The following is a 25,803-nucleotide window of genomic DNA, read 5'->3' on the forward strand; positions in this document are numbered from 1 at the left end:
ATCGCCGTCAGTTGATACGCAAGCGGCGGCGCAGGTCGCGCAGGGCGAAGCTGATCCACGGCCAGAGCAAGGCACTGATCACCGCTGACCAGACCAGCGCCAGGGTCGGCAGGCGGTTGCCGGTCAGGGCGCTGAGCCACAGCTGGATCAGCTGGGCGATACCGAAGATCACCAGTATGACCAGGCTTTGCTGCCACATGGGGAACATGCGCAGGCGCTGCTGCAGCGACAACACCAGGAAAGTGATGAGGGTAAGGATCAGCGCGTTCTGCCCCAGCAGCGTGCCGTACAGCACGTCCTCGGCCAGGCCCAGCACGAACGCCGTGGTCATGCCGACCTTGTTCGGCACCGCCAGGGTCCAGAACGACACCAGCAAGGCCAGCCACATGGGCCGGAACACTTCCATGAACTGCGGCATGGGCGAGACGCTGAGCAGCAGGCCGATGGCGAAAGTCAGCCAGATGACCCAGCCATTGTTGCGGCGTGATGCAGCCATCATTGTCTCCGGGGGGGAACGGGGGCAGCAGGTGCGGCAGCCGGGGCTGCGGGCTGCGCGGCCGGGGTAGCTGGGGTGACCGGAGCTGCCGGGGTGGCCGGCGCAGCAGGTGTAGCCGTCGCTGGCGTTGCCTGCTCGCCACTGGTGGCCGGCTGGCCGACAGTCGCAGCGCCCTTGCGGTCAGCCTCTTCCTGGGCGATGGCCGCCTCCGTGGCGCGCTGCTCCGGGGTACGCCGGTCACTGAACACCAGCAGCATGTAGCGGCTGCGGTTGAGCGCGGCGGTGGGGATGGCGCGAACGATGGCGAACGGCTGGCCAGAGTCGTGGATCACCTCATTGACCGTGGCCACCGGGTAACCGGCCGGGAAACGCTGGCCCATGCCGGAGCTGACCAGCAGGTCGCCTTCCTTGATGTCGGCAGTATCGGCCACATGGCGCAATTCCAGGCGCTCCGGGTTGCCGGTGCCGCTGGCGATAGCGCGCAGGCCGTTGCGGTTGACCTGCACCGGAATGCTGTGGGTGGTATCGGTCAGCAGCAGCACCCGCGAGGTATAGGGCATCAACTCGACCACCTGGCCCATCAAGCCACGGGCATCGAGCACCGGCTGGCCGAGGAACACGCCATCACGCTCGCCCTTGTTGATCAGGATGCGGTGGGTGAACGGATTGGGGTCGACACCGATCAGCTCGGCCACTTCGACCTTTTCGTTGACCAGTGCCGAGGAGTTGAGCAACTCGCGCAGGCGCACGTTCTGTTCGGTCAGGGCCGCCAGCTTTTGCAGGCGCCCCTGCAACAGCAGGGCCTCGGTCTTGAGCTTCTCGTTTTCGGCGATCAGCTCGGTGCGGCTACCGAACTGGCCGGCCACGCCCTGCCAGGCACGCTGCGGCAGGTCAGTGATCCAGTACGACTCCATCAGCACCAGGCCCATCTGGCTGCGTACGGGCTTGAGCACGTCGAAGCGCGCGTCGACAACCATCAACGCGACCGACATCACTACCAGAACGAGCAGGCGAACGCCCAGCGAAGGGCCCTTGGAGAAAAGCGGTTTAATGGGCCGTTCCTCGTGGACGACTCAGGAGGTCATTGGACATGGAACAACGCACCAGCCTGGTTGCGGATTGATGGATACGGCGCCCGGAACGGGCGCCAGCCCGGCACATACAGGTAGCACTGTGCGTACTACCTGTAAACCGGGCGCTCGTGAACAGCGAGCGGGATCACTCGCTGGAGAGCAGGTCCATCGCGTGCTTGTCCATCATCTCCAGGGCGCGACCACCGCCACGGGCGACACAGGTCAGCGGGTCTTCGGCGACGATCACCGGCAGGCCGGTTTCCTGGGCCAGCAGCTTGTCGAGGTCACGCAGCAGCGCGCCACCACCGGTCAGCACCAAGCCACGCTCGGCAATGTCCGAGGCCAGCTCTGGCGGCGATTGCTCAAGTGCGCTCTTGACCGCCTGGACGATGGTCGCCAGCGATTCCTGCAGCGCTTCGAGCACTTCGTTGGAGTTCAAGGTGAAGGCACGCGGTACGCCTTCGGCCAGGTTACGGCCACGCACGTCGACTTCACGGACTTCGCCGCCCGGGTAGGCAGTACCGATTTCCTGCTTGATGCGCTCGGCGGTGGATTCGCCGATCAGGCTGCCGTAGTTGCGACGCACGTAAGTGACGATGGCTTCATCGAAGCGGTCGCCGCCGACGCGGACAGATTCGGCATAGACCACGCCGTTCAGCGAGATCAGGGCGATTTCAGTGGTACCGCCGCCGATATCGACGACCATCGAACCACGGGCTTCTTCGACCGGCAGGCCGGCACCAATGGCAGCGGCCATCGGCTCTTCGATCAGGAACACTTCACGGGCACCAGCACCCAGGGCCGACTCGCGAATGGCGCGGCGCTCTACCTGGGTCGATTTGCACGGTACGCAGATCAGCACGCGCGGGCTTGGCTGCAGGAAGCTGTTCTCGTGAACCTTGTTGATAAAATATTGCAACATTTTTTCGCAGACGCTGAAGTCGGCGATGACGCCGTCCTTCATCGGACGAATGGCTGCAATGTTGCCAGGCGTACGGCCCAGCATGCGTTTGGCTTCGGTACCGACGGCGACGACGCTTTTCTGGTTGCCATGGGTACGGATGGCAACAACCGAGGGCTCATTCAGGACGATACCGCGCTCACGCACGTAAATAAGGGTGTTGGCAGTACCCAGGTCGATGGAAAGATCGCTGGAAAACATGCCACGCAGTTTCTTGAACATGGGAAAGTGACCCTGGGGAAAGCGTGGGTAAAAAAGTGCGGCAAACTCTAACAATGGCAGGGATTTTGGGCAAGGAGCCAATATGTTAAATTGGCTGTTTTTCCGAGCACGCCAGCAGAAATTCGCGGCCGTTAGACCGCCAGAAAGCTGACATGTTCCTCACTGCGGACCCAAATTCCGTTCTTTGTTTCCCTTGGAGATCCTCATGGCGCTTGAACGCTGCGACGTGGAGAAAATCGCCCATCTGGCCCGCCTGGGCCTGAATGATGGCGATCTGCCACGCATTACCGACGCCCTGAACAGCATTCTCGGGCTGGTCGACCAGATGCAAGCGGTCGATACCACTGGCATCGAGCCCCTGGCCCACCCGCTGGAGGCCAGCCAGCGCCTGCGTCCCGACCAGGTCACCGAAAGCAACCAGCGCGACACCTACCAGGCGATCGCGCCATCGACCGAAAGCGGTCTGTACCTGGTTCCCAAAGTCATCGAGTAAGGGATAGAGCCTGCCATGCATCAATTGACCCTGGCCGAGATCGCCCGCGGACTCGCCGACAAGTCGTTTTCCTCCGAAGAGCTGACCGGCGCCCTGCTGGCGCGCATCAAGCAGCTCGACCCGCAGATCAACAGCTTTATCAGCGTCACCGAAGACCTGGCCCTGGGCCAGGCGCGTGCCGCCGACGCCCGTCGCGCCGCCGGCGAGACCGGCGCGCTGCTGGGTGCACCCATCGCCCACAAGGACCTGTTCTGCACCAGCGGCGTGCGCACCAGCTGCGGCTCGAAGATGCTCGACAACTTCAAGGCGCCGTATGACGCCACCGTGGTCGCCAAGCTGGCCGAAGCCGGCATGGTCACCCTGGGCAAGACCAACATGGACGAATTCGCCATGGGTTCGGCCAACGAATCCAGCCACTACGGCGCGGTGAAGAACCCGTGGAACCTCGAGCACGTACCAGGCGGTTCGTCGGGTGGTTCGGCTGCGGCCGTGGCTGCGCGCCTGCTGCCGGCCACCACCGGTACCGACACCGGCGGCTCGATCCGCCAGCCGGCGGCACTGACCAACCTCACCGGCCTGAAACCGACGTACGGTCGTGTTTCGCGCTGGGGCATGATCGCCTACGCCTCCAGCCTCGACCAGGGCGGCCCCCTGGCCCGTACTGCCGAGGACTGTGCCCTGCTGCTGCAAGGCATGGCCGGTTTCGATGCCAAGGACTCCACCAGCATCGAAGAACCGGTGCCGGACTACAGCGCCAACCTCAACGCGTCCTTGCAGGGCCTGCGCATCGGCCTGCCGAAGGAATACTTCGGTGCCGGCCTCGACCCGCGCATTGCCGAGCTGGTCCAGGCCAGCGTAAAAGAGCTGGAAAAGCTCGGTGCCGTGGTCAAGGAAATCAGCCTGCCGAACATGCAGCACGCCATTCCGGCCTACTACGTGATCGCCCCGGCTGAAGCGTCCTCCAACCTGTCGCGCTTCGACGGCGTGCGCTTCGGTTATCGCTGCGAAGCACCGAAAGACCTCACCGACCTGTACAAGCGTTCACGCGGCGAAGGTTTCGGTGTTGAAGTGCAGCGTCGCATCATGGTCGGCACCTACGCCCTGTCGGCCGGCTACTACGACGCCTACTACGTGAAGGCGCAGCAGATCCGCCGCCTGATCAAGAACGACTTCATGGCTGCCTTCAACGATGTCGACCTGATCCTCGGCCCAACCACGCCAAACCCGGCCTGGAAGCTTGGCGCCAAGAGCAGCGACCCGGTCGCCGCCTACCTGGAAGACGTCTACACCATTACCGCCAACCTGGCGGGCCTGCCGGGCCTGTCGATGCCAGCCGGCTTCGTCGACGGCCTGCCGGTCGGCGTGCAACTGCTGGCGCCGTACTTCCAGGAAGGCCGCCTGCTCAACGTCGCGCACCGCTACCAGCAAGTGACCGACTGGCACACCCGTGCCCCCAACGGCTTCTGAGGAGTTCACACATGCAATGGGAAGTTGTGATCGGGCTGGAAATCCACACTCAGCTCGCCACCCAGTCGAAGATCTTCTCCGGCAGCGCTACCACCTTCGGCTCCGAGCCGAATACCCAGGCCAGCCTGGTTGACCTTGGCATGCCCGGCGTACTGCCGGTGCTGAACCAGGAAGCCGTGCGCATGGCGTGCATGTTCGGCCTGGCCATCGATGCCGAGATCGGCAAGCGCAACGTGTTCGCGCGCAAGAACTACTTCTACCCGGACCTGCCCAAGGGCTACCAGATCAGCCAGATGGACTTGCCGATCGTCGGCAAGGGCCACCTGGACATCGCCCTGGAAGACGGCACCATCAAGCGCATCGGGGTTACCCGTGCGCACCTGGAAGAAGACGCCGGCAAAAGCCTGCACGAAGACTTCAGCGGCTCGACCGGTATCGACTTGAACCGCGCCGGCACCCCGCTGCTGGAAATCGTCTCCGAGCCTGACATGCGCAGCGCCAAGGAAGCCGTGGCCTACGTGAAGGCGATCCACGCCCTGGTGCGCTACCTGGGCATCTGCGACGGCAACATGGCCGAAGGCTCGCTGCGCTGCGACTGCAACGTGTCGATTCGCCCGAAAGGCCAGACCGAGTTCGGCACCCGCTGCGAGATCAAGAACGTCAACTCGTTCCGCTTCATCGAGCGCGCGATCAACAGCGAGATCCAGCGCCAGATCGACCTGATCGAAGACGGCGGCAAGGTGGTGCAGGAAACCCGCCTGTACGACCCGAACAAGGACGAGACCCGCTCCATGCGCAGCAAGGAGGAAGCCAACGACTACCGTTACTTCCCCGACCCGGACCTGCTGCCGGTGGTGATCGAGGACAGCTACCTGGCAACCATCCGTGCCGGCCTGCCCGAGCTGCCGCCGCAGAAGGTCGAGCGCTTCCAGAGCCAGTACGGCCTGTCGGCGTACGACGCCAACGTGCTGGCTTCCAGCCGCGAACAGGCAGACTACTTCGAAGAAGTGGTGAAGATTGGTGGCGACGCCAAGCTGGCCGCCAACTGGGTCATGGTCGAGCTGGGCAGCCTGCTGAACAAACTGGGCGTGGAAATCGACCAGGCGCCGGTCAGCGCTGCGCAACTGGGTGGCATGCTGCTGCGCATCCGCGACAACACCATCAGCGGCAAGATCGCCAAGACCGTGTTCGAGGCCATGGCAGCCGGTGAAGGCGATGCTGACAGCATCATCGAGAGCAAAGGCCTGAAACAGGTCACCGATAGCGGTGCGATCGACAAGATGCTCGACGAAATGCTGGCTGCCAACGCCGAGCAGGTCGAACAGTACCGTGCGGCCGATGAAGCCAAGCGTGGCAAAATGTTCGGCTTCTTCGTCGGCCAGGCCATGAAAGCCTCCAAAGGCAAGGCCAACCCGGGGCAGGTGAACCAATTGCTCAAGGCCAAGCTCGAAGGGTGAGCTGAAAAAAAGCGGCGAGGGCTCTGCCCTCGATCGCCGGCAAGCCAGCTCCCACAGGTACAGCACCACTCTCAAGGGCGGCGAGCCTCCTGTGGGAGCTGGCTTGCCGGCGATGGGCCGCACAGCGGCCCCAATTGCAGCATCGGAGCATTAAATTGCTAAAACGATCCTTAGGCACCCTGGCCCTCTTCTCCCTCCTGGCCGGCTGCGCCAGCCATGACACAAACCCGCGCGGCTACGACCAGACGGGCACCGCCTCCTATTACGGCTCACGCCACCACGGCAAACGCACCGCCAGCGGCGAACCGTTCAACCAGCACGGCCTGACCGCCGCCCACCGCAGCCTGCCGTTCGGCAGCCGCGTCCTGGTTACCAACATGGCCAACCAGCGTAGCGTAGTGGTGCGCATCAACGACCGTGGCCCGCATACCCGCGGCCGCCTGATCGACCTGTCACGCGCTGCCGCAGAAAAAATCGGCATGCTCCGTAGCGGAACGGCGCGCGTGCGAGTACAAGGGCTTAGCGACTGACGCGACAGGAGTCCGACCATTTTCGACCTGGCCACCCTCCCCACCTTTAGCCTGCTGCAACTGGGCATTGCTCTGCTGTTGCTGGTCGGCGGTGCCGAACTGCTGGTGCGCGCAGCCTTGCGCCTGGCGCAGCGCCTGCACGTACGCCCGCTGATCATCGGCCTGAGCCTGGTGGCCTTCGGCAGCACCGCACCACAACTGACCGTGAGCCTGCAGGCCGCCTACCAAGGCGCACCCGATGTGGCGGTCGGCAGCGTGGTCGGCAGCAATATCTTCAACGTACTGGTCATTCTCGGCCTGGCCGCGCTGATCATCCCCTTGCGGGTGTCACGCCAACTGGTACGCCTGGACATACCCCTGCTGATCGTCGCCAGCGGGCTGGTCTATGCGCTGTCCGCCAACGGCGACCTGGGCCGGGTCGAGGGGGTACTGCTGCTGCTTGGCCTGGCCGGTTACCTGGCGATGCTCTGGCACCAGTCGCGCCACTATGCCCGTACCTACCCTGCCCCGGATGCTGCCCGGGCCAGCGCCGGGCGCTTCTGGACTGGCACGCTGCTGCAGGTGCTGGCCGGCTTTGCCCTGCTGAGCCTGGCAGGCCACTTGCTGCTGGAGGCCGCCACCGAGGTGGCCACCGACCTGGGCTTGTCCGAGCGCATCATCGGCCTGACGGTGGTTGCCATCTGCACCTCACTGCCAGAACTGGCCGCCGCGCTGATCGCCGCCCTGCGTGGCGAACGGGAGATTGCCGTGGGTACGGTGATCGGCAGCAACCTGTTCAACTTGCTGGGGGTGTTGGGCCTGACGGCACTGGTTACACCCGAGCCATTGTCGATTTCACCCAATGCACTGTCTTTCGACCTGCCAGTGATGCTTGGCGTTGCTGCTCTGAGCCTGCCGGTGTTCTATTCCGGCTACCGCATCACCCGTGCCGAAGGGCTGGTGTTCCTGTGCTTGTACCTGGCGTACGGCCTGCATGTGGCGGCGTTTACCATGGGCTTGCCGCTGGCTGGCCGGCTGGAAAAGTTGATGCTGTTTTATGTGCTGCCGGTGCTCGCCATGGTGTTGCTCTTTACCACGGTGCGTGCCTGGCGGCGGCAGCATTGAGTTGCGTCAGGGCCACAAGGCGCATGCCTTTAGCCTTGCAGCGCCAATGAGATCGAGCGCCGCCCGCGCGGCGCTTCGCGGGGCAAGCCCGCTCCCACATCTGTTTCTGGCCAGTTACTCCTGTGACATTTGCGCGCGCACCTATGCGTATGGCCCGATATCGAGTCGTACAAACAAGGCGGACAGCGATGGTATTACAGGATTGATTGGCCCGAAACAGATGTGGGAGCGGCCTTGTGCCGCGAAGCGCCGCGCGGGCGGCGCTCGATTTCATAGGCGATGCAAGACTGAAGTCAGGCAAACGGGCATATGGCCGCCCAACCCGATTCAGCTCTTGGCCTGCCGAGCCTTCTTCAACCTGAAAGCCACCCACAACACCGCAATCCACGCCGGGATCAGCATCACCGAGATGCGGATCGGCGGGGTCAGGTACATCACCACCAGGATCAGCACGATGAAGGCCAGGCACAGGTAGTTGGTCAGCGGGTGCCCCAGGCTCTTGTAGAAGGGGGTAATCCCGGCGGCCAGCTTGGCCTTGCGGAACTTCAGGTGGGTAATGCTGATGCTCGCCCAGTTGATTACCAGCGCCGACACCGCCAGCGCCATCAGCAAGCCAAAGGCCTCACCCGGCATCAGGTAGTTGATCACCACACACAGGCCTGTGGCGAACGCCGATACACCCAGCGCGGTCAGCGGCACGCCGCTGCGGCTCACCTTCAGCAACTGGCGTGGCGCATCGCCCTGGCTGGCCAGGCCGAACAGCATGCGGCTGTTGGCGTACACGCAGCTGTTGTACACCGACAGCGCAGCAGTGAGCACCACGATGTTGAGGATGGTTGCCACCAGGTCGCTGTCCAGTTCATGGAAGATCATCACGAACGGGCTACCGCCCTGCACGACCTTCTGCCAGGGGTACAACGACAGCAGCACCGCCAGCGCGCCGATGTAGAAGATCAGGATGCGGTACACCACCTGGTTGGTGGCCTTGGGGATGCTCTGGCGTGGGTTGTCAGCCTCTGCAGCGGTGATACCCACCAGCTCCAGGCCACCGAACGAGAACATGATTACCGCCAGGGCCATCACCAGGCCGCTGACGCCGTTAGGGAAGAAGCCGCCGTACTGCCACAGGTTGGCCACGCTGGCATCCGGGCCGCCGTGGCCGCTGCTCAGCAGCCAGGCGCCAAAGCCGATCATGCTGACGATCGCCACCACCTTGACCAGGGCGAACCAGAACTCCATTTCGCCGTAAACCTTCACCTGGGTCAGGTTGATCAGGTTGATCACTACGAAGAAGATCGCCGCGGTGGCCCAGGTCGGGAACTCTGGCCACCAGTACTGCACGTAGATACCCACCGCCGTCAGCTCGGCCATGCCGACCAGCACGTACACCACCCAGTAGTTCCAGCCCGAGACAAAACCGGCGAACTCGCTCCAGTACTGGTGGGCAAAGTGGCTGAAGCTGCCGGCAACCGGCTCTTCCACCACCATTTCGCCCAGCTGGCGCATGATCAGGAAGGCCATCAGGCCGGCGATGGCGTAGCCCAGCAGCACGGAGGGGCCGGCCAGCTGGATGGTCTGGGCAATGCCCAGGAACAACCCGGTACCGATGGCCCCGCCCAGCGCGATCAGCTGGATATGGCGATTCTTCAGCCCGCGCTGTAACGGCTCGGGCGTACTCTGGTCTTGCATGAAGTGTCCTTTGGCTCAGTGAGGCAGTGTTGTTGCTGTTATTTGCAGTCAAGGATCTAGATCCATCCGCCCCACTGCAAGATGAAAATACCGATGTTGGTGGTGATCGCCGCCATTAGCGTGGTAATCACGATGATCGACGCAGCCAGCTGGTGGTTGCCGTTGGCCGCCCGCGCCATCACGTAGCTGGCTGCTGCGGTCGGGCTACCGATGTACAGGAACAGGATGCCCAGCTCTGCACCGCGGAAACCGCACAACCAGGCGCCAAGGGTACCCACCAGCGGCAACCAGACCATCTTCACCAGGCTGGCATCGAAGGCCAGCCGGCCACTGTCACGCAGCGCCGCCAGCGACAACGTGCCACCGATACAGATCAGCGCCAGCGGCAGGGTCATCTGCGCCAGGTAGTCGCCCGAAGTCAGCAGCCAGTTGGGCAGCGGTACCTGGCCGTAGGCCATTGGTGTGGCCACCAGCACGCTGATGATCAGCGGGTTGCTGAAGATGCTCTTGCAGATGCTCCACGGGTCGGACTTGAGGTCCGGGCTGTACACCGCCAGCACCACCGCCGACAGCGAGTTGTACATAAGGATGACCAGGCCGGCGAGCACCGCCCCCAAGGATATACCGTAGTCACCGTACAGGCTGGCAGCCAAGGCCAAGCCGATTACGCCGTTGTTGCCGCGAAACGCGCCCTGGGTATAGATGCCGCGGTCGGCCAGCGGGCTGCGCCAGATGGCCAAGCCCCAGGCTATGGCGAAGCCGACCAGGGTGGCGACGATGAAATAGAAGATGACGCCGGGTTTGACCGCGGCGGCCAGGTCAGCGTGGTAAATGCCAAGGAACAGCAGCGCCGGCATGCACACGTTGAACACCAGCTGCGAGGCGACGCGGTTGAAGTTATCGTCGATCAGGCGGATGCGTTTGAGCAGTATGCCCATGAACAGCATGGCGAAGACCGGTGCCGTGATGTTCAGTGTCTGGATAAGAAGGGCGAGCATGCAAGCGATCCTGGAGGGGGTTGCCGTTAGGCGGCTAATGATACGCCAACAGCCGGGATTTGCGGGGATCGCGGGGTGTTATAGAGAAACTTCTGTCTGCACCGGCCCTTCGCCGGCAAGCCAGCTCCCACAGGGACGCCACAGGTTCCGGTATCTGTGCAATACCTGTGGGAGCTGGCTTGCCGGCGATGAGGCCGGTACTGACAGTAAAGAATCAGCGCCGAACCGGCCGCTTCTGCAATTTGCGCTGCAAGGTCCGGCGGTGCATGCCCAGCGCCCGGGCAGTCGCCGAGATATTACCCTCATGCTCGTTCAGCACGCGCTGGATGTGCTCCCACTGCAGGCGGTCAACCGACATCGGGTTTTCCGGCACCAGGGTATCCAGATCGGTGTGTTCCGACAGCAGCGCCGCCAGCACATCATCGGCATCAGCCGGCTTGCACAGGTAGTTGCAGGCACCGCGCTTTACCGCTTCCACCGCCGTGGCAATGCTCGAGTAACCAGTCAGGATCACTACGCGCATTTCCGGGTCCAGCTCCAGCAGCTTGGGCAGCAGCACCAGGCCGGAGTCGCCGTCCATCTTCAGGTCAAGCGTGGCGTAGTCCGGCAGGTCCTGCTGGGCCAGAATCAAGCCTTCCTCGGCCGAACTGGCCGTGCTCACGCGGAAACCGCGGCGGCTCATGGCCCGGGCCATGACCCGGGTAAAGGTGGCATCATCATCCACCAGCAGCAGGTGCGGCAGCTCTTCGCTTTCGACCTGGTTTTCATCGCTCATCATTCATCTCCTCGCTTGCCATAGGGCAGGCGCAGTTCGGTCAGGGTGCCACCCTGTTCATGACTATAGAGTTTCACCGAACCGCCCGCACGGGTCACGCTGGCCTTGCTCAAGAACAGGCCCAGGCCGAAGCCTTTGCCCTTAGTGGTAATGAAGGGTTTGCCGATGGCTTCGGCTATGGCCGGCGGCACGCCGGGGCCATGGTCGCGGATACTGATGACGATGTCCTGGGCGTCCCAGTCCAGGCGCACTTCAAGGTCATCGGGGCAGGCATCGGCTGCATTGTTCAACAGGTTCAGCAGCGCCTGGGTCAGGTCGGGGGGCGGGGTCAGCCGTGGCACCTTGCCGTCGCGCAGGCGCTGGAAGCGGTAGCTGGCTTCCGGGCGCATCAGGTGCCAGCGGTTCAGCGCTTCGTCCAGCCATGCCGTCACATCCTGCTCCACGATGGCCAGGCGGCGGTTGGCTTCGGCTGCGCGCACCAGCTGCTGCAGGGTCTCTTTGCACAGTTTTACCTGGTCCTGAAGGATCTGCAGGTCTTCCTGTAACAGCGGGTCGGTGTGGTCCTGGCGCATCTCGTTGATCAGCACGCTCATGGTCGCCAACGGCGTGCCCAGTTCATGGGCGGCGCCGGCGGCCTGGGTGGCCACGGCCAACAACTGCTCGTCGCGCAGGCTTTCTTCACGCCGCTCGGAACGCAGTTGCTCCTGGCGGCGCAGCTCCTCGGCCATGCGCGCGGCAAAGAAGGTGATCACCGCCGCAGCCAGGGCAATACTCAGCCACATGCCGTACACCTGCATCTTGTCCCGCGCCATCGGCAGGCCTTCGAGCGGGTAGAACTGCACCAGCAGCAGGCTGTAGGCGGTCAGGGCAATACCGGAAAGGATCAGCGAATACAGCCATGGCAGGGTTACCGCAGCAATCGCCAGCGGTACCAGGTAGTACGACACGAACGGGTTGGTCGAACCACCGGAGTAATACAGCAAGGCACTGTGGATCAGCAGGTCACAGGCCAGCTGCAGGGCGTATTCCATTTCGGTGACCGGCACCGACAGGCGCAGGCGCAGGGCCGTGAAAGCGCACAGCAGCGAAGACAAGGCCAAGGTGCCGGCCAGCGACAGCCAGGGTAACGGCAGCAATTCGGTCCAGTAGGCAACGCCCACCGAGCCGGCCTGGGCAGCCAGGACCAGGACCCGGATGACGGTCAGGCGCCAGAGGTTCTGGCGGGTAGCGGACAGCGGTTGTACGGCAGCGAGCATGAGCTCTCCTGATGAGTGCTCCAGAAAAATCGGCTGGAGTATACCGAAGCCGCGCGCCCTGCTGCAGCGATGCGGCAAAGCGCCACACTTTGTCACACAGTCATGGTGGCACTTTTGAACCCACTACACTGTTCCCGGTCTGATGGCCCATGCGTGGCATGGATGACCAGAGCCCACGCCTTTTATTGCCAAGGAGTAACCCATGCAAATCCCACGTCGCGGCGCCGCCCTGCTCATGTCCTGCGGCCTGCTCGCCAGCCTGCCGGCCCTGGCTGCCGATGAACCGCGCTACAACCAGGTATCGCTGCGTGCCGAAGTCAGCAAGGAAGTGGCGCGCGACCTGATGGTTGTGACCCTGTACAGCGAAGCGCAGAACACCGACCCGGGCAAGCTCGCCAAACAGATCACCGAGACCATGAACAAGGCCGTGGAGCAGTCGCGCCAGGTCAAAGACGTGAAGATCAGCCAGGGCAGCCGCAACAGTTACCCGGTGTATGACAGCAAGGGCCAGAAGATCACCGGCTGGCGCGAGCGTGCCGAACTGCGCCTGGAAAGCGCCAACTTCCCGGCCCTGTCGCAGCTTACCGCCGACCTGCTGCAAACGCTGAAAATGGGTGGCATGGACTTCTCGATCGCCCCGGCCACGCGCAAGTCCAGCGAAGATGCACTGCTCAAGGATGCAGTGGATGCCTTCAAGGCGCGCGCGCAACTGGCCACCGAGGCGCTGGGTGGCAAGGGCTACAAGGTGGTCAGCCTGAACCTGAACAGCAGCGGTTACCCGCGCCCGTACATGCGTAGCGCGCCGATGGCGATGAAGGCCATGGGGGCGGATGAAGCGGCGCCGGCGCCGGATATTGAAGCCGGGACCAGTGAAGTGAGCATGAATGCGGATGGGTTGATCGAAGTGCAGATGCCTTGAGGCCCTTGGGGGTGCTTCGCGCCCCTATCGCGACACAAGGCCGCTCCTACAGGGGACCGCGCCAGACTTGAGCACGCGCTTGATGTAGGAGCGGCCTTGCGTCGCGATGGGCTGCAAAGCAGCCCCAATTACGCAGTTTCAGACCTTTCCTACGCACCACCAAGGTGCTTCCTACAAATACCCCCTCCCCGAAACATCCTGCAAAAAGCCATCATTTTGCCTGCGCAAACGTTTAACTTTTATGAAAGTTATACCAATGCGACATCCATGTACGCCCGTACCACTTTTCTGGCGCCAACTATCCTTGTGTGTATTGCATTGGGAACACCCCCTGCATAAGTATCCGCAGGTCGGCTCACGAGGCCACCTCATCCGAAAAATGACAACAATGAGGCCACCATGCTCAAACACGCAGTCATTCCGTTCCTGCTAGGTGCAGGCTTGCTCACCGGTGCACCGTCGGTACTAGCCGCGTCAAACCTGGTGTTTTGCTCCGAAGGCAGCCCGGCCGGCTTCGACCCGGGGCAGTACACCACCGGCACCGACTTCGACGCCTCCGCCGAGACCGTGTTCAACCGCCTGACCCAGTTCGAGCGCGGCGGCACTGCGGTGATTCCGGGCCTGGCGACCAAATGGGAAGTGTCTGACGACGGCAAGGCCTACACCTTCCACCTGCGCGAAGGGGTAAAGTTCCACGCCACCGACTACTTCAAGCCAACCCGCGCATTCAACGCCGACGACGTGCTGTTCACCTTCAACCGCATGCTCGACAAGGACCACCCGTTCCGCAAGGCCTACCCCACCGAGTTCCCGTACTTCACCGACATGGGCATGGACAAGAACATCGCCAAACTGGAGAAGCTGGACGACCACACGGTCAAGTTCACCCTCAATGAAGTCGACGCCGCGTTCATCCAGAACCTGGCCATGAGTTTTGCCTCGATTCAGTCCGCCGAATACGCCGACCAGTTGCTCAAGGGCGGCAAGGCAGCCGACATCAACCAGAAGCCGATCGGCACCGGCCCGTTCGTGTTCAGCAAATACCAAAAGGACGCGCAGATCCGCTTCAAGGGCAACAAGGACTACTGGCAGCCCGCTGACGTGAAGATCGACAACCTGATCTTCGCCATCACCACCGACGCTTCGGTGCGCATGCAGAAGCTGAAGAAGAACGAGTGCCAGGTCACCCTGTTCCCGCGCCCGGCCGACATCGCGCCGCTGAAGGCCGACAAGAACCTGCAGATGCCGCAGCAAGCAGGCTTCAACCTCGGCTACATTGCCTACAACGTGATGGACAAGATCAAGGGCAGCAACGAGCCCAACCCCATGGCCCAGTTGAAGGTGCGCCAGGCGCTGGACATGGCCGTGGACAAGAAGAAGATCATCGAGTCGGTCTACCAGGGCGCCGGCCAGCTGGCGGTCAACGCCATGCCGCCGACCCAGTGGTCCTATGACGACAGTATCAAGGACACCCCCTTCGACCCCGAGAAGGCCAAACAGCTGCTCAAGGAAGCCGGCGTCAAGGAAGGCACCGAAATCACCCTGTGGGCCATGCCGGTGCAGCGCCCGTACAACCCCAATGCCAAGCTGATGGCTGAAATGCTCCAGTCCGACTGGGCCAAGATCGGCATCAAGGCCAAGATCGTCAGCTACGAATGGGGCGAATACATCAAACGTTCCAAAGGCGGTGAACAGGGCGCCATGCTGATTGGCTGGAGCGGCGACAACGGTGACCCGGACAACTGGCTGGGCACCCTCTACGGTTGCGATGCCATCGAGGGCAACAACTTCTCCAAGTGGTGCTTCAAGCCCTACGACGACCTGATCAAACAAGCCAAGGCCACCTCCGACCAGGCCAAGCGCACCGAGCTGTACCAAAAGGCACAGCATATCCTCAAGGAGCAGCTACCGATCACCCCGATCGCCCACTCCACCGTGTACCAGCCCATGAGCACCAAGGTGAAGGACTTCAAGATCAGCCCGTTCGCGCTGAACTCTTTCTACGGCGTCAGCGTGGACAAATAGGGTAACCCCGGCACCCGTCAAACGGCGGGTGCCCTTCACCCTCACCACCTCTTCATGTCGTCCTGCGGCCATCCGCTGCGGGGTCGGCGAACTGTTGCCGTCATTCGTACCCCGAAGCGGTGCAAACAGATGAAAAAGGATTTGCCATGCGCCACGCTACCCACCTTTGCGCCCTGCTGGCCCTGGGCCTGCTTAGCCAGTCTCCAGCCGTGCTGGCCAACAACCTGGTGTTCTGCTCCGAAGGCAGCCCCGCCGGTTTCGACACCGCCCAGTACACCACTGCCACCGACAACGACGCCGCCGAGCCCATCTACAACCGCCTGGTCGAGTTCGAGCGCGGCGGCACCGCCGTGCACCCTGCCCTGGCAAGCCGCTGGGAGGTTTCCGAAGACGGCCTGCGCTACACCTTCCACCTGCGTGAAGGGGTGAAGTTTCACAGCAACAAATTCTTTACCCCGACCCGCAACTTCAACGCCGACGACGTGCTATTCACCTTCAACCGCATGCTCGACAAGGGCCACCCGTTCCGCCAGGCCTACCCCACCGAGTTCCCCTACTTCATCAGCATGGGCCTGGACAAGAACATCGCCCGGGTCGAGAAAGCCGACCCGCTGACCGCGGTCTTCACCCTGAACACGGTCGATGCCGCGTTCATCCAGAACCTGGCCATGAGCTTCGCGTCGATTCTCTCTGCCGAATACGCCGACAAGCTGCTAGCCAGCGGTCGCCCCAGCGACATCAACCAGCAACCGATCGGCACCGGGCCATTCGTGTTCCAGCGCTACCAGAAGGACTCGCAGATCCGCTACAAGGGCAACAAGGCCTATTGGGCGCCAGACCAGGTGAAAATCGACAACCTGGTGTTCTCGATCAACGTCGACCCTTCGGTGCGCATCCAGAAGCTGCGCCGCAACGAATGCCAGGTCACCCTGCACCCGCGTCCGGCCGACCTGCCGGCGCTCAAGGCCGACAGCAAACTGCAGGTGCTGCAGCAACCGGGCTTCAACCTCGGCTACATCGCCTACAACACCCAGCACCCACCGTTCGACCACCTGGAAGTGCGCCAGGCGATGGACATGGCGGTGAACAAGAAGGCCATTCTCCAGGCGGTGTACCAGGATTCCGGCCAGCTGGCGGTCAACGCCATGCCACCAACCCAGTGGTCCTATGACGGAACGCTCAAGGACGCGCCCTACGATCCGGATAAGGCCAGGCAGCTACTGCAGCAGGCCGGGGTCAAGCCGGGTACCGAGGTCACCCTGTGGGCCATGCCGGTGCAACGCCCTTACAACCCCAACGCCAAGCTGATGGCTGAAATGCTCCAGTCCGACTGGAACAAGCTCGGCTTCAAGGTGCGCATCGTCAGTTATGAATGGGGCGAATACATCAAGCGCATGAAAAGCGGCGAGCACGACATCGCCCTGATCGGCTGGACCGGAGACAACGGCGACCCGGACAACTGGCTGGGCACGCTCTACAGCTGCGACGCCATCGGCAGCAACAACTACTCGCTGTGGTGCGACCCGCAGTACGACAGCCTGGTCAAGCAGGCCAAGCAGGTCACCGACCCGGCGCAACGCAGCGCCCTGTACCAGCAGGCCCAGCAGCGGCTCAAGCAGCAGGTGCCGATTACCCCGGTGGCCCATTCCACGGTGAACCAGCCGCTTAGCGTCAAGGTTTCCCAGTTCAAGGTCAGCCCGTTTGGGCGCAATGATTTTTCCGGTGTGAGTGTTGATTAAGCGTTAACCGGGGCCGGCCTAATCGCCGGCAAGCCAGCTCCCACAAGGTTCTTCACAAACCTCGGGTTCCTCATGAATCCCTGTGGGAGCCGGCTTGCCGGCGATTAGGCCAGCCCAGCCAACACAACACCCCAAAGTTCAGCCCCGGCGATCCCGCGGCAACCCTGGCAACACCGCAGCAAGCACCCGGCCCACAAGGCCGGCCATAACTAGAAAAGAAAGGGAGCTTCAACCTTGAGAGTATTCACCTTGACCGCACTGGCCTTATCCATCAGTGCCTTTTCCACCGTGGCCCAGGCCGACCCACAGAGCCAGGACTTCATCCCCATCACCCTCAAAGGCACCAGCGAACAAGCCCAGGCCGGCGGCTTCATCGACGGCCAGAGCGTGTCCGGTAGCACCCGCAACTGGTACGCCCGCGAACGCGCCGCACGCGCCCCGCTTTGGCGCTACTACAAGAACGACGGCACCCGCCACGACACCCATAGCCGCGAAAACTGGGTGCAGGGCACCATCCTCAACTACAGCTCCGGCTTCACCGAAGGTACTGTGGGCATCGCCGTCGAGGCCGCCGGCTACAACGCCATCGCCCTGCAACAAAGCCGTGAAGCCATCGCCGGCCCCAACAACCGCACGCTGACCCACAGCGATGGCGACCCCATCGGCCAGTGGAGCAAACTGGGCCTGGGCAACATCAAGGCGCGCGTGTCCAACACCACCCTCACCCTCGGCCGCCAGACAGTGGACACGCCGATGATCGCCTACATCGGCAACCGTGCGCTGCCGTCGAGCTTCCAGGGCGCGTTCCTGCACAGTGCCGAGTTCGACAACCTCAGCTTCGACCTGGGTACTTTCGACCGCGTGTCGCCACGTACCGAACAAAGCCTCAGCAAGTTCCGCAGCGAGTACAGCGCCACCGGCGTCGAAACCGACCGCGCCAGCACCGCCGGCATCAACTACCAGCCGCTAAAAAGCCTGAGCACCAGCCTGTACGCGACCAAGGTCGACGACTTCTGGAACCAGTACTACTTCGGCGCCAACCATGTGCTCGGCGACAGCGCAGTGCTCAGCCTGAGCACCGGCCTGAACTACTACAAGACGGTCGACGCCGGCAGCCAGAAGATGGGCAAGATCGACAACGACACCTACAGCCTGTCGCTCGACCTGACCCACCAGGCCCACACCCTCGGCGCCTCCTGGCAGCAGGTCAACGGCAACGAGTACTTCGACTACCTGCACGAAACCAACGGCATCTACCTGGCCAACTCGCTGCTGTCGGACTTCAACGGCCCCAACGAGAAGTCGCTGAAGCTCTCCTACGTGCTGAACATGGCGCCCTATGGCGTGCCGGGGCTCAAGTTCAACCTGTACAACGCCCGCGGCTGGGGCATCGACGGCACCCACTACCGTGGCACGGCCTATGACGTGAAGGGCCTGGATGGCGAAACCCACTACGAGTGGGGTATAGGCACCAGCTACGCGGTACAGAGCGGGCCGCTGAAAGACACCAGCATCCGTGCCACCTACACCACCCACCGCGCCAGCAAGGCCCAGGGCGATGGCAGCCTGGATGAGTTCCGCGTGGTCACCACCATTCCATTCAACATTCTCTGACCGTTGACGCCACGGTCCGCTTCACGGCGGGCCGTGGCGGCTACGCTGGAACCATGCAAGCAGGGAGACTTCACCCCATGCACAGAGCATTCATCAAACGGCTACCGCTACGCCTGGCACTGGCCGCGCTGGTACTCGGCAGCGCCACGCAACTGGCAGCCAAGCCGCTGGTAGTGTGCACCGAAGCCAGCCCGGAAGGGTTCGACGTGGTCCAGTACACCACCGGGGTCACCTTCGATGCCGCCGCAGAAACGCTGTTCAACCGCCTGGTCGACTTCAAGCCCGGCACCACCGACATCGAGCCGGCGCTGGCCGAACGCTGGGACATCTCGGCAGACGGGCTGACCTATACCTTCCACTTGCGCCAGGGCGTGAAATTCCACAGCACCGACTACTTTACCCCCACCCGTGAATTCAACGCCGACGATGTGCTGTGGAGCCTGCGCCGGCAGCTCGACAAGGCCCATCCGTGGCACGACAAGACAAGCGTCGGTTACCCCTATTTCGAAAGCATGGCCTTCAGGAGCTTGCTCAAGTCGGTGGACAAGGCCGACGACCACACTGTCGTGATCACCCTCACCCGCCCGGAAGCGCCGTTCCTGCGGGACATGGCCATGGCATTTACCTCGATCTACTCCGCCGAATACGGCGACCAGTTGCTCAAGGCCGGCAAAACTACCGAACTGAACAGCAAACCCATCGGCACCGGGCCGTTCGTTTTCCAGCGCTACAACAAGGACGCCCAGGTCCGCTTCAAACCCAACCCGGACTATTTCCGCGGCAAGCCACCCGCGGACGCCTTGGTGTTCGCTATAGCCACCGACAGCAATGTGCGGCTGCAGAAGCTGCGCGCCAACGAATGCCAGGTCGCCGTGTACCCCAAACCGGAAGACGTGCCGTCGATCAAGGCCGATTCCAGGCTCAAGGTGGCCGAGACCGAAGCACTGGTGACTGGCTACATCGCCATGAACACCCAGCACAAATACCTCAGCGACGTGCGCGTGCGTAAGGCCATCAACATGGCCTTCGACCGCCAGACCCACGTCGACCAGCTGTTTGGCAAAGGCAATGCGCTGGTGGGCGTCAACCCCTACCCGCCGACCATGATCGGCTACAACAAGGCCAACCAGAACCCGCCGCGAGACCTCGGCAAGGCGCGCGCCCTGCTCAAGGAGGCTGGCGTACCGGAGGGCACGGTCATCACCCTGTTCACCCGCAACGGCGGCGGCATGACCAACCCTAACCCGCGTCTTTCTGCCGAGATGTTGCAAGCCGACCTCAAGCAGATCGGTCTGCGGCTGGATATCCGCGTGATGGAATGGGCCGAGATGCTGCGCCGCGCCAAGAAAGGCGAAGCCGACCTGGTGTCCACCGGCTGGGCCGGCGACAACGCCGACCCGGACAACTTCCTCACCCCACTGCTCAGTTGCGAGGCGGCCAGGAACGGCGAGAACTATGCGCGCTGGTGCAACCCTAAGTTCCAGGAGCTGATCAGCCGCGCCCGCGAGGTGATCGACAACGACGAACGCGCAAGGCTCTATAGCGAGGCATTGAAGGTGTACGATGACGACCAACCCTGGATCAGCATGGCCCACCCCAAGGTGTTCACGGCCATGCGTGACAACGTGGAGGGCTACGTGATCAGCCCTCTGGCCAAAAACAACTTCGCCACCACCAAGGTGAAGTAGAACAACAACGACCGCCGGCAACCCTCACGGGGCCCGGCGGCACTGCCGTCGCGCGCTGTTGGCCGCACGGCCTGATGAGGTAACCCCGACAATGTTGAGTTTTATTGCCCGGCGCCTTGGCCTGCTGATACCGACCTTTTTCGGCATCACCTTGCTCACCTTCGCGCTCATACGCCTGATCCCCGGCGACCCGGTGGAAGTGATGATGGGCGAGCGCAGGGTCGACCCCGAAATGCATGCCCAGGCCATGGAGCGCCTGGGCCTGAACAAGCCACTGCCGGTCCAGTACCTGGACTACGTCGGCAAGCTGGCCCAGGGCGACCTTGGTGAGTCGCTGCGTACCCGCGAAAGCGTGTGGACCGAGTTCCTCACCCTGTTCCCGGCCACCCTCGAACTGGCTTTCGCCGCCCTGTTGTTCGCCGGCATCGTCGGCCTGCTGGCCGGGGTGATCGCCGCGCTCAAGCGCGGTTCGCTGTTCGACCATGGGGTGATGGGTATCTCGCTGGCCGGCTACTCGATGCCGATCTTCTGGTGGGGCCTGATCCTGATCATGTTCTTCTCGGTGAGCCTGGGCTGGACCCCGGTGTCCGGGCGCATCGACCTGCTCTACGACATCGAACCAAAAACCGGCTTCATGCTTATCGACACCCTGCTCAGTGATGAGGAAGGGTCATTCAAGGACGCGGTGATGCACCTGATTCTGCCCGCCATCGTGCTCGGCACCATCCCGCTGGCGGTGATCGCGCGCATGACCCGCTCGTCGATGCTTGAAGTGCTGCGCGAAGACTATATCCGCACCGCCCGTGCCAAAGGCCTGTCGCCAGCCCGCGTGGTGTTCGTGCATGGCCTGCGCAACGCGCTGATCCCGGTACTGACCGTGTTCGGCCTGCAAGTCGGCACGCTGCTGGCCGGTGCGGTGCTGACCGAAACCATCTTCTCCTGGCCGGGCATCGGCAAATGGCTGATCGAAGCCATCGGCGCCCGTGACTACCCCGTGGTCCAGAACGGCATCCTGTTGATCGCCTGCCTGGTAATCCTGGTCAACTTCGTCGTGGACATCCTCTACGGCCTGGCCAACCCACGCATCCGTCATCAGCGCTGAGGCCTTTGCCATGACTAGCCCGATTCCGAAATCCGTGTCACCGGCCAGCCCGGTGGACCAGAGCCTGCTCTATCCCTCGCCATACAAAGAATTCTGGCAAGCCTTCGCGCGCAACAAAGGCGCGGTAATGGGCCTGGCTTTCATGAGCCTGGTGGTGTTCTGCGCGCTGTTCGCGCCGTGGGTGGCCCCGCATGACCCAAGCGAGCAGTACCGCGACTTCCTGCTGACCCCGCCGGTGTGGCTGGAAGGCGGCACCTGGCAGTTCATCCTCGGCACCGACGAACTCGGCCGCGACCTGCTTTCGCGGTTGATCCAGGGCGCACGGCTGTCGCTGCTGATCGGCCTGTCGTCGGTGGTGATGTCGCTGATCCCGGGTATCCTGCTGGGCCTGCTGGCCGGGTTCTTCCCGCAATTGCTCGGCCCATCGATCATGCGCCTGATGGACGTGATGCTGGCCCTGCCGTCGCTGCTGCTGGCGGTCGCCATCGTCGCCATCCTCGGCCCTGGCCTGATCAACACGGTGATCGCCATCGCCATCGTGTCGCTGCCCTCCTATGTGCGCCTGACCCGCGCCGCCGTGATGGTCGAGCTGAACCGCGACTACGTCACTGCCGCCCGCCTGGCCGGTGCCGGGCTGCCACGGCTGATGTTCGTCACCGTGCTGCCCAACTGCATGGCACCGCTGATCGTGCAGGCCACCCTGAGTTTTTCCTCGGCGATCCTCGACGCCGCTGCGCTGGGTTTCCTCGGCCTTGGCGTTCAACCCCCCACCCCCGAGTGGGGCACCATGCTGGCCTCGGCCCGTGACTACATCGAGCGCGCCTGGTGGGTGGTGAGCCTGCCCGGCCTGACCATTCTGCTCAGTGTGCTGGCTATCAACCTGATGGGCGACGGCCTGCGCGATGCGCTGGACCCGAAACTCAAGAACGCCGCCTGAGGAGAACGCCATGTCACTGTTGCAGATCAACAACCTGAATGTGCGCTTCGGCGACGCCAACGCAGTACCGGTGGTCGATGGCCTGAACCTGGCGGTGGAGGCCGGCGAGATCCTGGCCATCGTCGGCGAGTCGGGTTCTGGCAAATCGGTCACCATGATGGCCCTGATGGGCCTGATCGACGCCCCCGGGCGCATCACCGCCGACGCCCTTACCTTCGACGGCACCGACATGCTCAAGCTCAGCGGCCGGCAGCGGCGCAAGGTGGTGGGCAAGGACATCGCCATGGTTTTCCAGGACCCGATGACCGCGCTTAACCCCAGCTACACCGTGGGCTACCAGATCGAAGAAGTGCTGCGTCAGCACCTGGGCCTGAAAGGCAAGGCTGCCCGCCAGCGGGCACTGGAACTGCTGAAAAAAGTCGAGATCCCGGCTGCGGAAAGCCGCCTGGATGCCTACCCGCACCAACTGTCCGGCGGCATGAGCCAGCGCGTGGCCATTGCCATGGCGATTGCCGGCGAACCCAAGCTGCTGATCGCCGACGAGCCGACCACCGCGCTGGACGTGACCATCCAGGCGCAGATCATGGAACTGCTGGTGAACCTGCAGAAAGAGCGCAACATGGCGCTCATCCTGATCACTCACGACCTCGCCGTGGTTGCCGAAACCGCCAAGCGGGTGTGCGTGATGTACGCCGGCGAAGCCGTGGAAGTAGGGCAGGTGCCGGAGCTGTTCGACGTCCCCGCCCACCCTTACAGCGAAGCGCTGTTGGCGGCGATCCCCGAACACAGCATCGGCGCCGAACGCCTGGCCACCTTGCCCGGCATCGTCCCCGGCCGCTACGACCGCCCGGTCGGCTGCCTGCTGTCGCCGCGCTGCCCCTACGTGCAGGACAACTGCCGGCGCCAGCGCCCGCCCCTTGAGCCACAGGCCCATAGCCTGGTGCGTTGCTTCTACCCGCTGAACCAGGAGGTGGCGTAATGGCCGTCGTTCTATCCGCCCGGGACCTGACCCGGCATTACGAAGTCTCCCGCGGGCTGTTCAAGGGCCATGCGCTGGTGCGTGCGCTGAATGGCGTGTCGTTCGAACTGGAGGCCGGCAAGACCCTGGCCGTGGTTGGCGAGTCCGGCTGCGGCAAGTCGACCCTGGCCCGCGCCCTGACCCTGATCGAAGAACCTTCGTCCGGCTCGTTGCAAATTGCCGGCACCGAGGTAAAAGGCGCCAGCAAGGCCGAGCGCAAGCAACTGCGCCGCGACGTGCAGATGGTGTTCCAGAGCCCCTACGCCTCGCTTAACCCACGGCAGAAGATTGGCGACCAGTTGGCCGAGCCGCTGCTGATCAATACTTCGCTGAGCAAGGCAGAACGCCGCGAGAAAGTGCAGAAGATGATGGAACAGGTCGGCTTGCGGCCTGAACACTACCAGCGCTACCCACACATGTTCTCCGGCGGTCAGCGCCAGCGGATTGCCCTGGCCCGGGCGATGATGCTGCAGCCAAAGGTGCTGGTGGCAGATGAGCCGACTTCGGCGCTGGACGTGTCGATCCAGGCCCAGGTGCTGAACCTGTTCATGGACTTGCAGAAGGAGTTCAACACCGCCTACGTGTTTATCTCGCACAACCTGGCGGTGGTGCGGCATGTGGCCGATCATGTGCTGGTGATGTACCTGGGGCGGCCGGTGGAGATGGGGCCGAAAGAAGACATCTACGAGAAGCCGCTGCACCCGTATACCCAGGCGCTGCTGTCGGCGACACCGGCGATTCACCCCGACCCTTTAAAGCCGAAGATTCGCATTGCCGGGGAATTACCGAACCCGCTGAACCCGCCGGATGGGTGTGCGTTTCACAAGCGTTGCCCGTATGCGACCGAGCGGTGTGCGAAGGAGGTGCCGGCATTGCGGCAGGTGAGTACTCGGCAGGTGGCTTGTCATTATGCCGAGCAGTTTCTTTAAGTTTTAGATTGCCGGGGCTGCTGCGCAGCCCATCGCGACACAAGGCCGCTCCTACAGGGGACCGCGATCACAGGGGAATGCGTCCCTTGTAGGAGCGGCCTTGTGTCGCGATGGGCCGCAAAGCGGCCCCAAAAATCTCAATGCATAAACAACCAGATCAGGATGATCACCGGTATCGGCACCCCGATCATCCACAGCAATATCGAGCGCATGCTCTCCTCCTTCTGCAAAAAGTGAAGGGCGGCCAAAGCCGCCCCTCCTTCAATCAATGCATGAACAGCGCGATCAGAATGATGACCGGAATCGGTACGCCAATCATCCACAGTAATATCGAGCGCATGTCAGTTCTCCTCGCTTAACGTTGAAGGGTGCGATGGGCTACATAGTCGCCTTCAAGCCACTGCACACGGTCGCGCTGACGGCCACCGTAAAGGGCTGCCAGGCTGGCGAAGAATGCGCCGCACAGCAGGGCAATGAATGTCCACAGCGCAGTCCAGGCAGCCACCTTGGCAGCCGTGTCCGCCGCTTGCTTGGCATCGGTTTTCAGTTGTTGTACCTGCGCCATCACCTGGTCGACACGGGCTTCGGCTTCGGCCTGGCTCAGACGCGTGCGCTGGGCTACCAGCTGGGCCAGGTAGGCGCGGTCTTCCGCAGGCAGTGCACCGTTGCCCGCAACGCCTTTGGCCAGAATGCGCGCGGCTACACCGTTGGCCGCATCGTCGCTGACCGGCGCCGGCCCCTCGCCACGGAACAGGCTATCGACGAAATAGCCCATCGAATCGTTGTTGCTACCCGCGGCAGCTGCACCACCAGCAGCTACTGAAGCCGTAGCCGCCTGTGAGGCGGCACTGGCCCCGGCACCCACCAGATTACCTGCGGCACCCAGCACCAGCATCGCCGCTACCAGCGTGGCTACAGCCCAAGACAGGAACCCGTGGGCGGTATCACGAAAGTACACCTCATCGCCATGCAGGTTGGCCCATTTCACCCGCAGGCGCCCGGCAATATAGCCGCCCAGGCCTGAGGCAATGATTTGGGTTACCAGCAGCCAGATGATCGTTGAAATACCCAGAGCTTTGGCACTGGCCCCTTCGTCAGCCCAGGGCGAGGTAACGGCAAAGCCGAGCCCGGCACCAAGCACCACCAAGATGAGCGACACCGAGGCGGCGGCAGCCGCGCCAGCGAAGATTGCAGCCCAGGAAACACCTGAGCGGCTTTGTGTATCGACAGTGGGATAATCGGCAGGGGTGATCATGATGTGTGCGCCTTATGTTGTGAGCGAGAATTCCATTCGCGCATTAACCATTGCAG

General features: G+C 63.0%; 23 protein-coding genes. 14 read left to right on the top strand and 9 right to left on the bottom strand.

Annotated features, from left to right (window positions below):
- Positions 1–7: 7 nt before the first annotated feature.
- From mreD to mreB, 3 genes are all read right to left on the bottom strand, one after another.
- Positions 8–496, bottom strand: a complete 489-nt coding sequence (gene mreD / locus ACI2KG_RS17790) for a rod shape-determining protein MreD (RefSeq protein ID WP_400615340.1) — start codon at positions 494–496, stop codon at positions 8–10.
- The gene (gene mreC, locus ACI2KG_RS17795) at positions 496–1,548 is read right to left on the bottom strand and encodes a rod shape-determining protein MreC (protein ID WP_400615735.1); all 1,053 of its coding nucleotides are present in this window, start codon (positions 1,546–1,548) and stop codon (positions 496–498) included. Before mreC ends, mreD begins: the two co-directional genes overlap by 1 nt.
- Before the next feature lie 166 nt (positions 1,549–1,714).
- Positions 1,715–2,752 carry a rod shape-determining protein MreB gene (gene mreB / locus ACI2KG_RS17800; RefSeq protein WP_003255163.1) on the bottom strand — a complete coding sequence of 346 codons (1,038 nt, stop codon included), beginning with the start codon at positions 2,750–2,752 and terminating at the stop codon, positions 1,715–1,717.
- Between the two features lie 205 nt (positions 2,753–2,957).
- On the opposite strand from mreB, the gene gatC reads away from it, so the two are divergent.
- From gatC to ACI2KG_RS17825, 5 genes are all read left to right on the top strand, one after another.
- Positions 2,958–3,245, top strand: a complete 288-nt coding sequence (gene gatC / locus ACI2KG_RS17805; protein ID WP_400615337.1) for an Asp-tRNA(Asn)/Glu-tRNA(Gln) amidotransferase subunit GatC — start codon at positions 2,958–2,960, stop codon at positions 3,243–3,245.
- A 15-nt stretch (positions 3,246–3,260) separates the two neighbouring features.
- On the top strand, positions 3,261–4,712 hold the full coding sequence (gene gatA / locus ACI2KG_RS17810; protein ID WP_404662772.1) for an Asp-tRNA(Asn)/Glu-tRNA(Gln) amidotransferase subunit GatA: 1,452 nt from the start codon (positions 3,261–3,263) through the stop codon (positions 4,710–4,712).
- A gap of 11 nt (positions 4,713–4,723) precedes the next feature.
- The gene (gatB, locus tag ACI2KG_RS17815) at positions 4,724–6,169 is read left to right on the top strand and encodes an Asp-tRNA(Asn)/Glu-tRNA(Gln) amidotransferase subunit GatB (RefSeq protein ID WP_404662773.1); all 1,446 of its coding nucleotides are present in this window, start codon (positions 4,724–4,726) and stop codon (positions 6,167–6,169) included.
- Between the two features lie 155 nt (positions 6,170–6,324).
- Complete coding sequence (locus ACI2KG_RS17820) at positions 6,325–6,699, top strand: septal ring lytic transglycosylase RlpA family protein (protein WP_404662774.1); 375 nt, start codon at positions 6,325–6,327, stop codon at positions 6,697–6,699.
- 60 nt (positions 6,700–6,759) lie between these two features.
- A complete protein-coding gene (locus ACI2KG_RS17825; protein ID WP_404662796.1) occupies positions 6,760–7,803 on the top strand; it encodes a calcium/sodium antiporter in 1,044 nt (347 codons plus the stop codon).
- 327 nt (positions 7,804–8,130) lie between these two features.
- On the opposite strand, the gene ACI2KG_RS17830 is transcribed toward ACI2KG_RS17825, so the two are convergent.
- The 4 genes from ACI2KG_RS17830 to ACI2KG_RS17845 form a co-directional block, all read right to left on the bottom strand.
- The gene (locus tag ACI2KG_RS17830) at positions 8,131–9,492 is read right to left on the bottom strand and encodes an amino acid permease (RefSeq protein ID WP_404662775.1); all 1,362 of its coding nucleotides are present in this window, start codon (positions 9,490–9,492) and stop codon (positions 8,131–8,133) included.
- Between the two features lie 56 nt (positions 9,493–9,548).
- A complete protein-coding gene (locus ACI2KG_RS17835; RefSeq protein WP_404662776.1) occupies positions 9,549–10,490 on the bottom strand; it encodes an AEC family transporter in 942 nt (313 codons plus the stop codon).
- A 214-nt stretch (positions 10,491–10,704) separates the two neighbouring features.
- Positions 10,705–11,265, bottom strand: a complete 561-nt coding sequence (locus ACI2KG_RS17840; protein ID WP_400615326.1) for a response regulator transcription factor — start codon at positions 11,263–11,265, stop codon at positions 10,705–10,707.
- Positions 11,265–12,521 (bottom strand): ATP-binding protein, encoded by a 1,257-nt coding sequence (locus tag ACI2KG_RS17845; protein ID WP_400615324.1) that lies wholly within the window; start codon positions 12,519–12,521, stop codon positions 11,265–11,267. The genes ACI2KG_RS17840 and ACI2KG_RS17845 overlap by 1 nt, the downstream gene beginning before the upstream one ends.
- Positions 12,522–12,723: 202 nt before the next feature.
- On the opposite strand from ACI2KG_RS17845, the gene ACI2KG_RS17850 reads away from it, so the two are divergent.
- The 9 genes from ACI2KG_RS17850 (at position 12,724) to ACI2KG_RS17890 (ending at position 24,492) form a co-directional block, all read left to right on the top strand.
- Positions 12,724–13,440: an SIMPL domain-containing protein gene (locus tag ACI2KG_RS17850; RefSeq protein ID WP_404662777.1), complete on the top strand. Its 717-nt coding sequence runs from the start codon at positions 12,724–12,726 to the stop codon at positions 13,438–13,440.
- A 399-nt stretch (positions 13,441–13,839) separates the two neighbouring features.
- Positions 13,840–15,465, top strand: a complete 1,626-nt coding sequence (locus ACI2KG_RS17855; RefSeq protein ID WP_404662778.1) for an ABC transporter substrate-binding protein — start codon at positions 13,840–13,842, stop codon at positions 15,463–15,465.
- A 146-nt stretch (positions 15,466–15,611) separates the two neighbouring features.
- Positions 15,612–17,204, top strand: coding sequence for an ABC transporter substrate-binding protein (locus ACI2KG_RS17860; protein ID WP_404662779.1), 1,593 nt, complete (start codon positions 15,612–15,614; stop codon positions 17,202–17,204).
- 234 nt (positions 17,205–17,438) lie between these two features.
- On the top strand, positions 17,439–18,818 hold the full coding sequence (locus ACI2KG_RS17865; protein ID WP_404662780.1) for an OprD family porin: 1,380 nt from the start codon (positions 17,439–17,441) through the stop codon (positions 18,816–18,818).
- Positions 18,819–18,895: 77 nt separating this feature from the next.
- Positions 18,896–20,506 (top strand): ABC transporter substrate-binding protein, encoded by a 1,611-nt coding sequence (locus ACI2KG_RS17870; RefSeq protein ID WP_404662781.1) that lies wholly within the window; start codon positions 18,896–18,898, stop codon positions 20,504–20,506.
- Positions 20,507–20,597: 91 nt separating this feature from the next.
- Positions 20,598–21,608, top strand: a complete 1,011-nt coding sequence (locus tag ACI2KG_RS17875; RefSeq protein WP_201198680.1) for an ABC transporter permease subunit — start codon at positions 20,598–20,600, stop codon at positions 21,606–21,608.
- 10 nt (positions 21,609–21,618) lie between these two features.
- Positions 21,619–22,545, top strand: a complete 927-nt coding sequence (locus ACI2KG_RS17880; protein ID WP_201198679.1) for an ABC transporter permease subunit — start codon at positions 21,619–21,621, stop codon at positions 22,543–22,545.
- A 10-nt stretch (positions 22,546–22,555) separates the two neighbouring features.
- Positions 22,556–23,524 (top strand): ABC transporter ATP-binding protein, encoded by a 969-nt coding sequence (locus ACI2KG_RS17885; protein ID WP_400615309.1) that lies wholly within the window; start codon positions 22,556–22,558, stop codon positions 23,522–23,524.
- Complete coding sequence (locus tag ACI2KG_RS17890) at positions 23,524–24,492, top strand: peptide ABC transporter ATP-binding protein (RefSeq protein WP_400615307.1); 969 nt, start codon at positions 23,524–23,526, stop codon at positions 24,490–24,492. Before ACI2KG_RS17885 ends, ACI2KG_RS17890 begins: the two co-directional genes overlap by 1 nt.
- 137 nt (positions 24,493–24,629) lie before the next feature.
- On the opposite strand, the gene ACI2KG_RS17895 is transcribed toward ACI2KG_RS17890, so the two are convergent.
- Together ACI2KG_RS17895 and ACI2KG_RS17900 are read right to left on the bottom strand one after the other, a co-directional pair.
- Positions 24,630–24,815 (bottom strand): hypothetical protein, encoded by a 186-nt coding sequence (locus ACI2KG_RS17895; RefSeq protein ID WP_404662782.1) that lies wholly within the window; start codon positions 24,813–24,815, stop codon positions 24,630–24,632.
- A 32-nt stretch (positions 24,816–24,847) separates the two neighbouring features.
- Entirely contained in the window at positions 24,848–25,747 is a 900-nt protein-coding gene (locus ACI2KG_RS17900) for a hypothetical protein (protein ID WP_404662783.1), read from the bottom strand.
- Positions 25,748–25,803 lie beyond the last annotated feature (56 nt).

It is taken from the genome of Pseudomonas sp. NPDC089407, from assembly GCF_044900445.1.
GTDB lineage: Bacteria > Pseudomonadota > Gammaproteobacteria > Pseudomonadales > Pseudomonadaceae > Aquipseudomonas.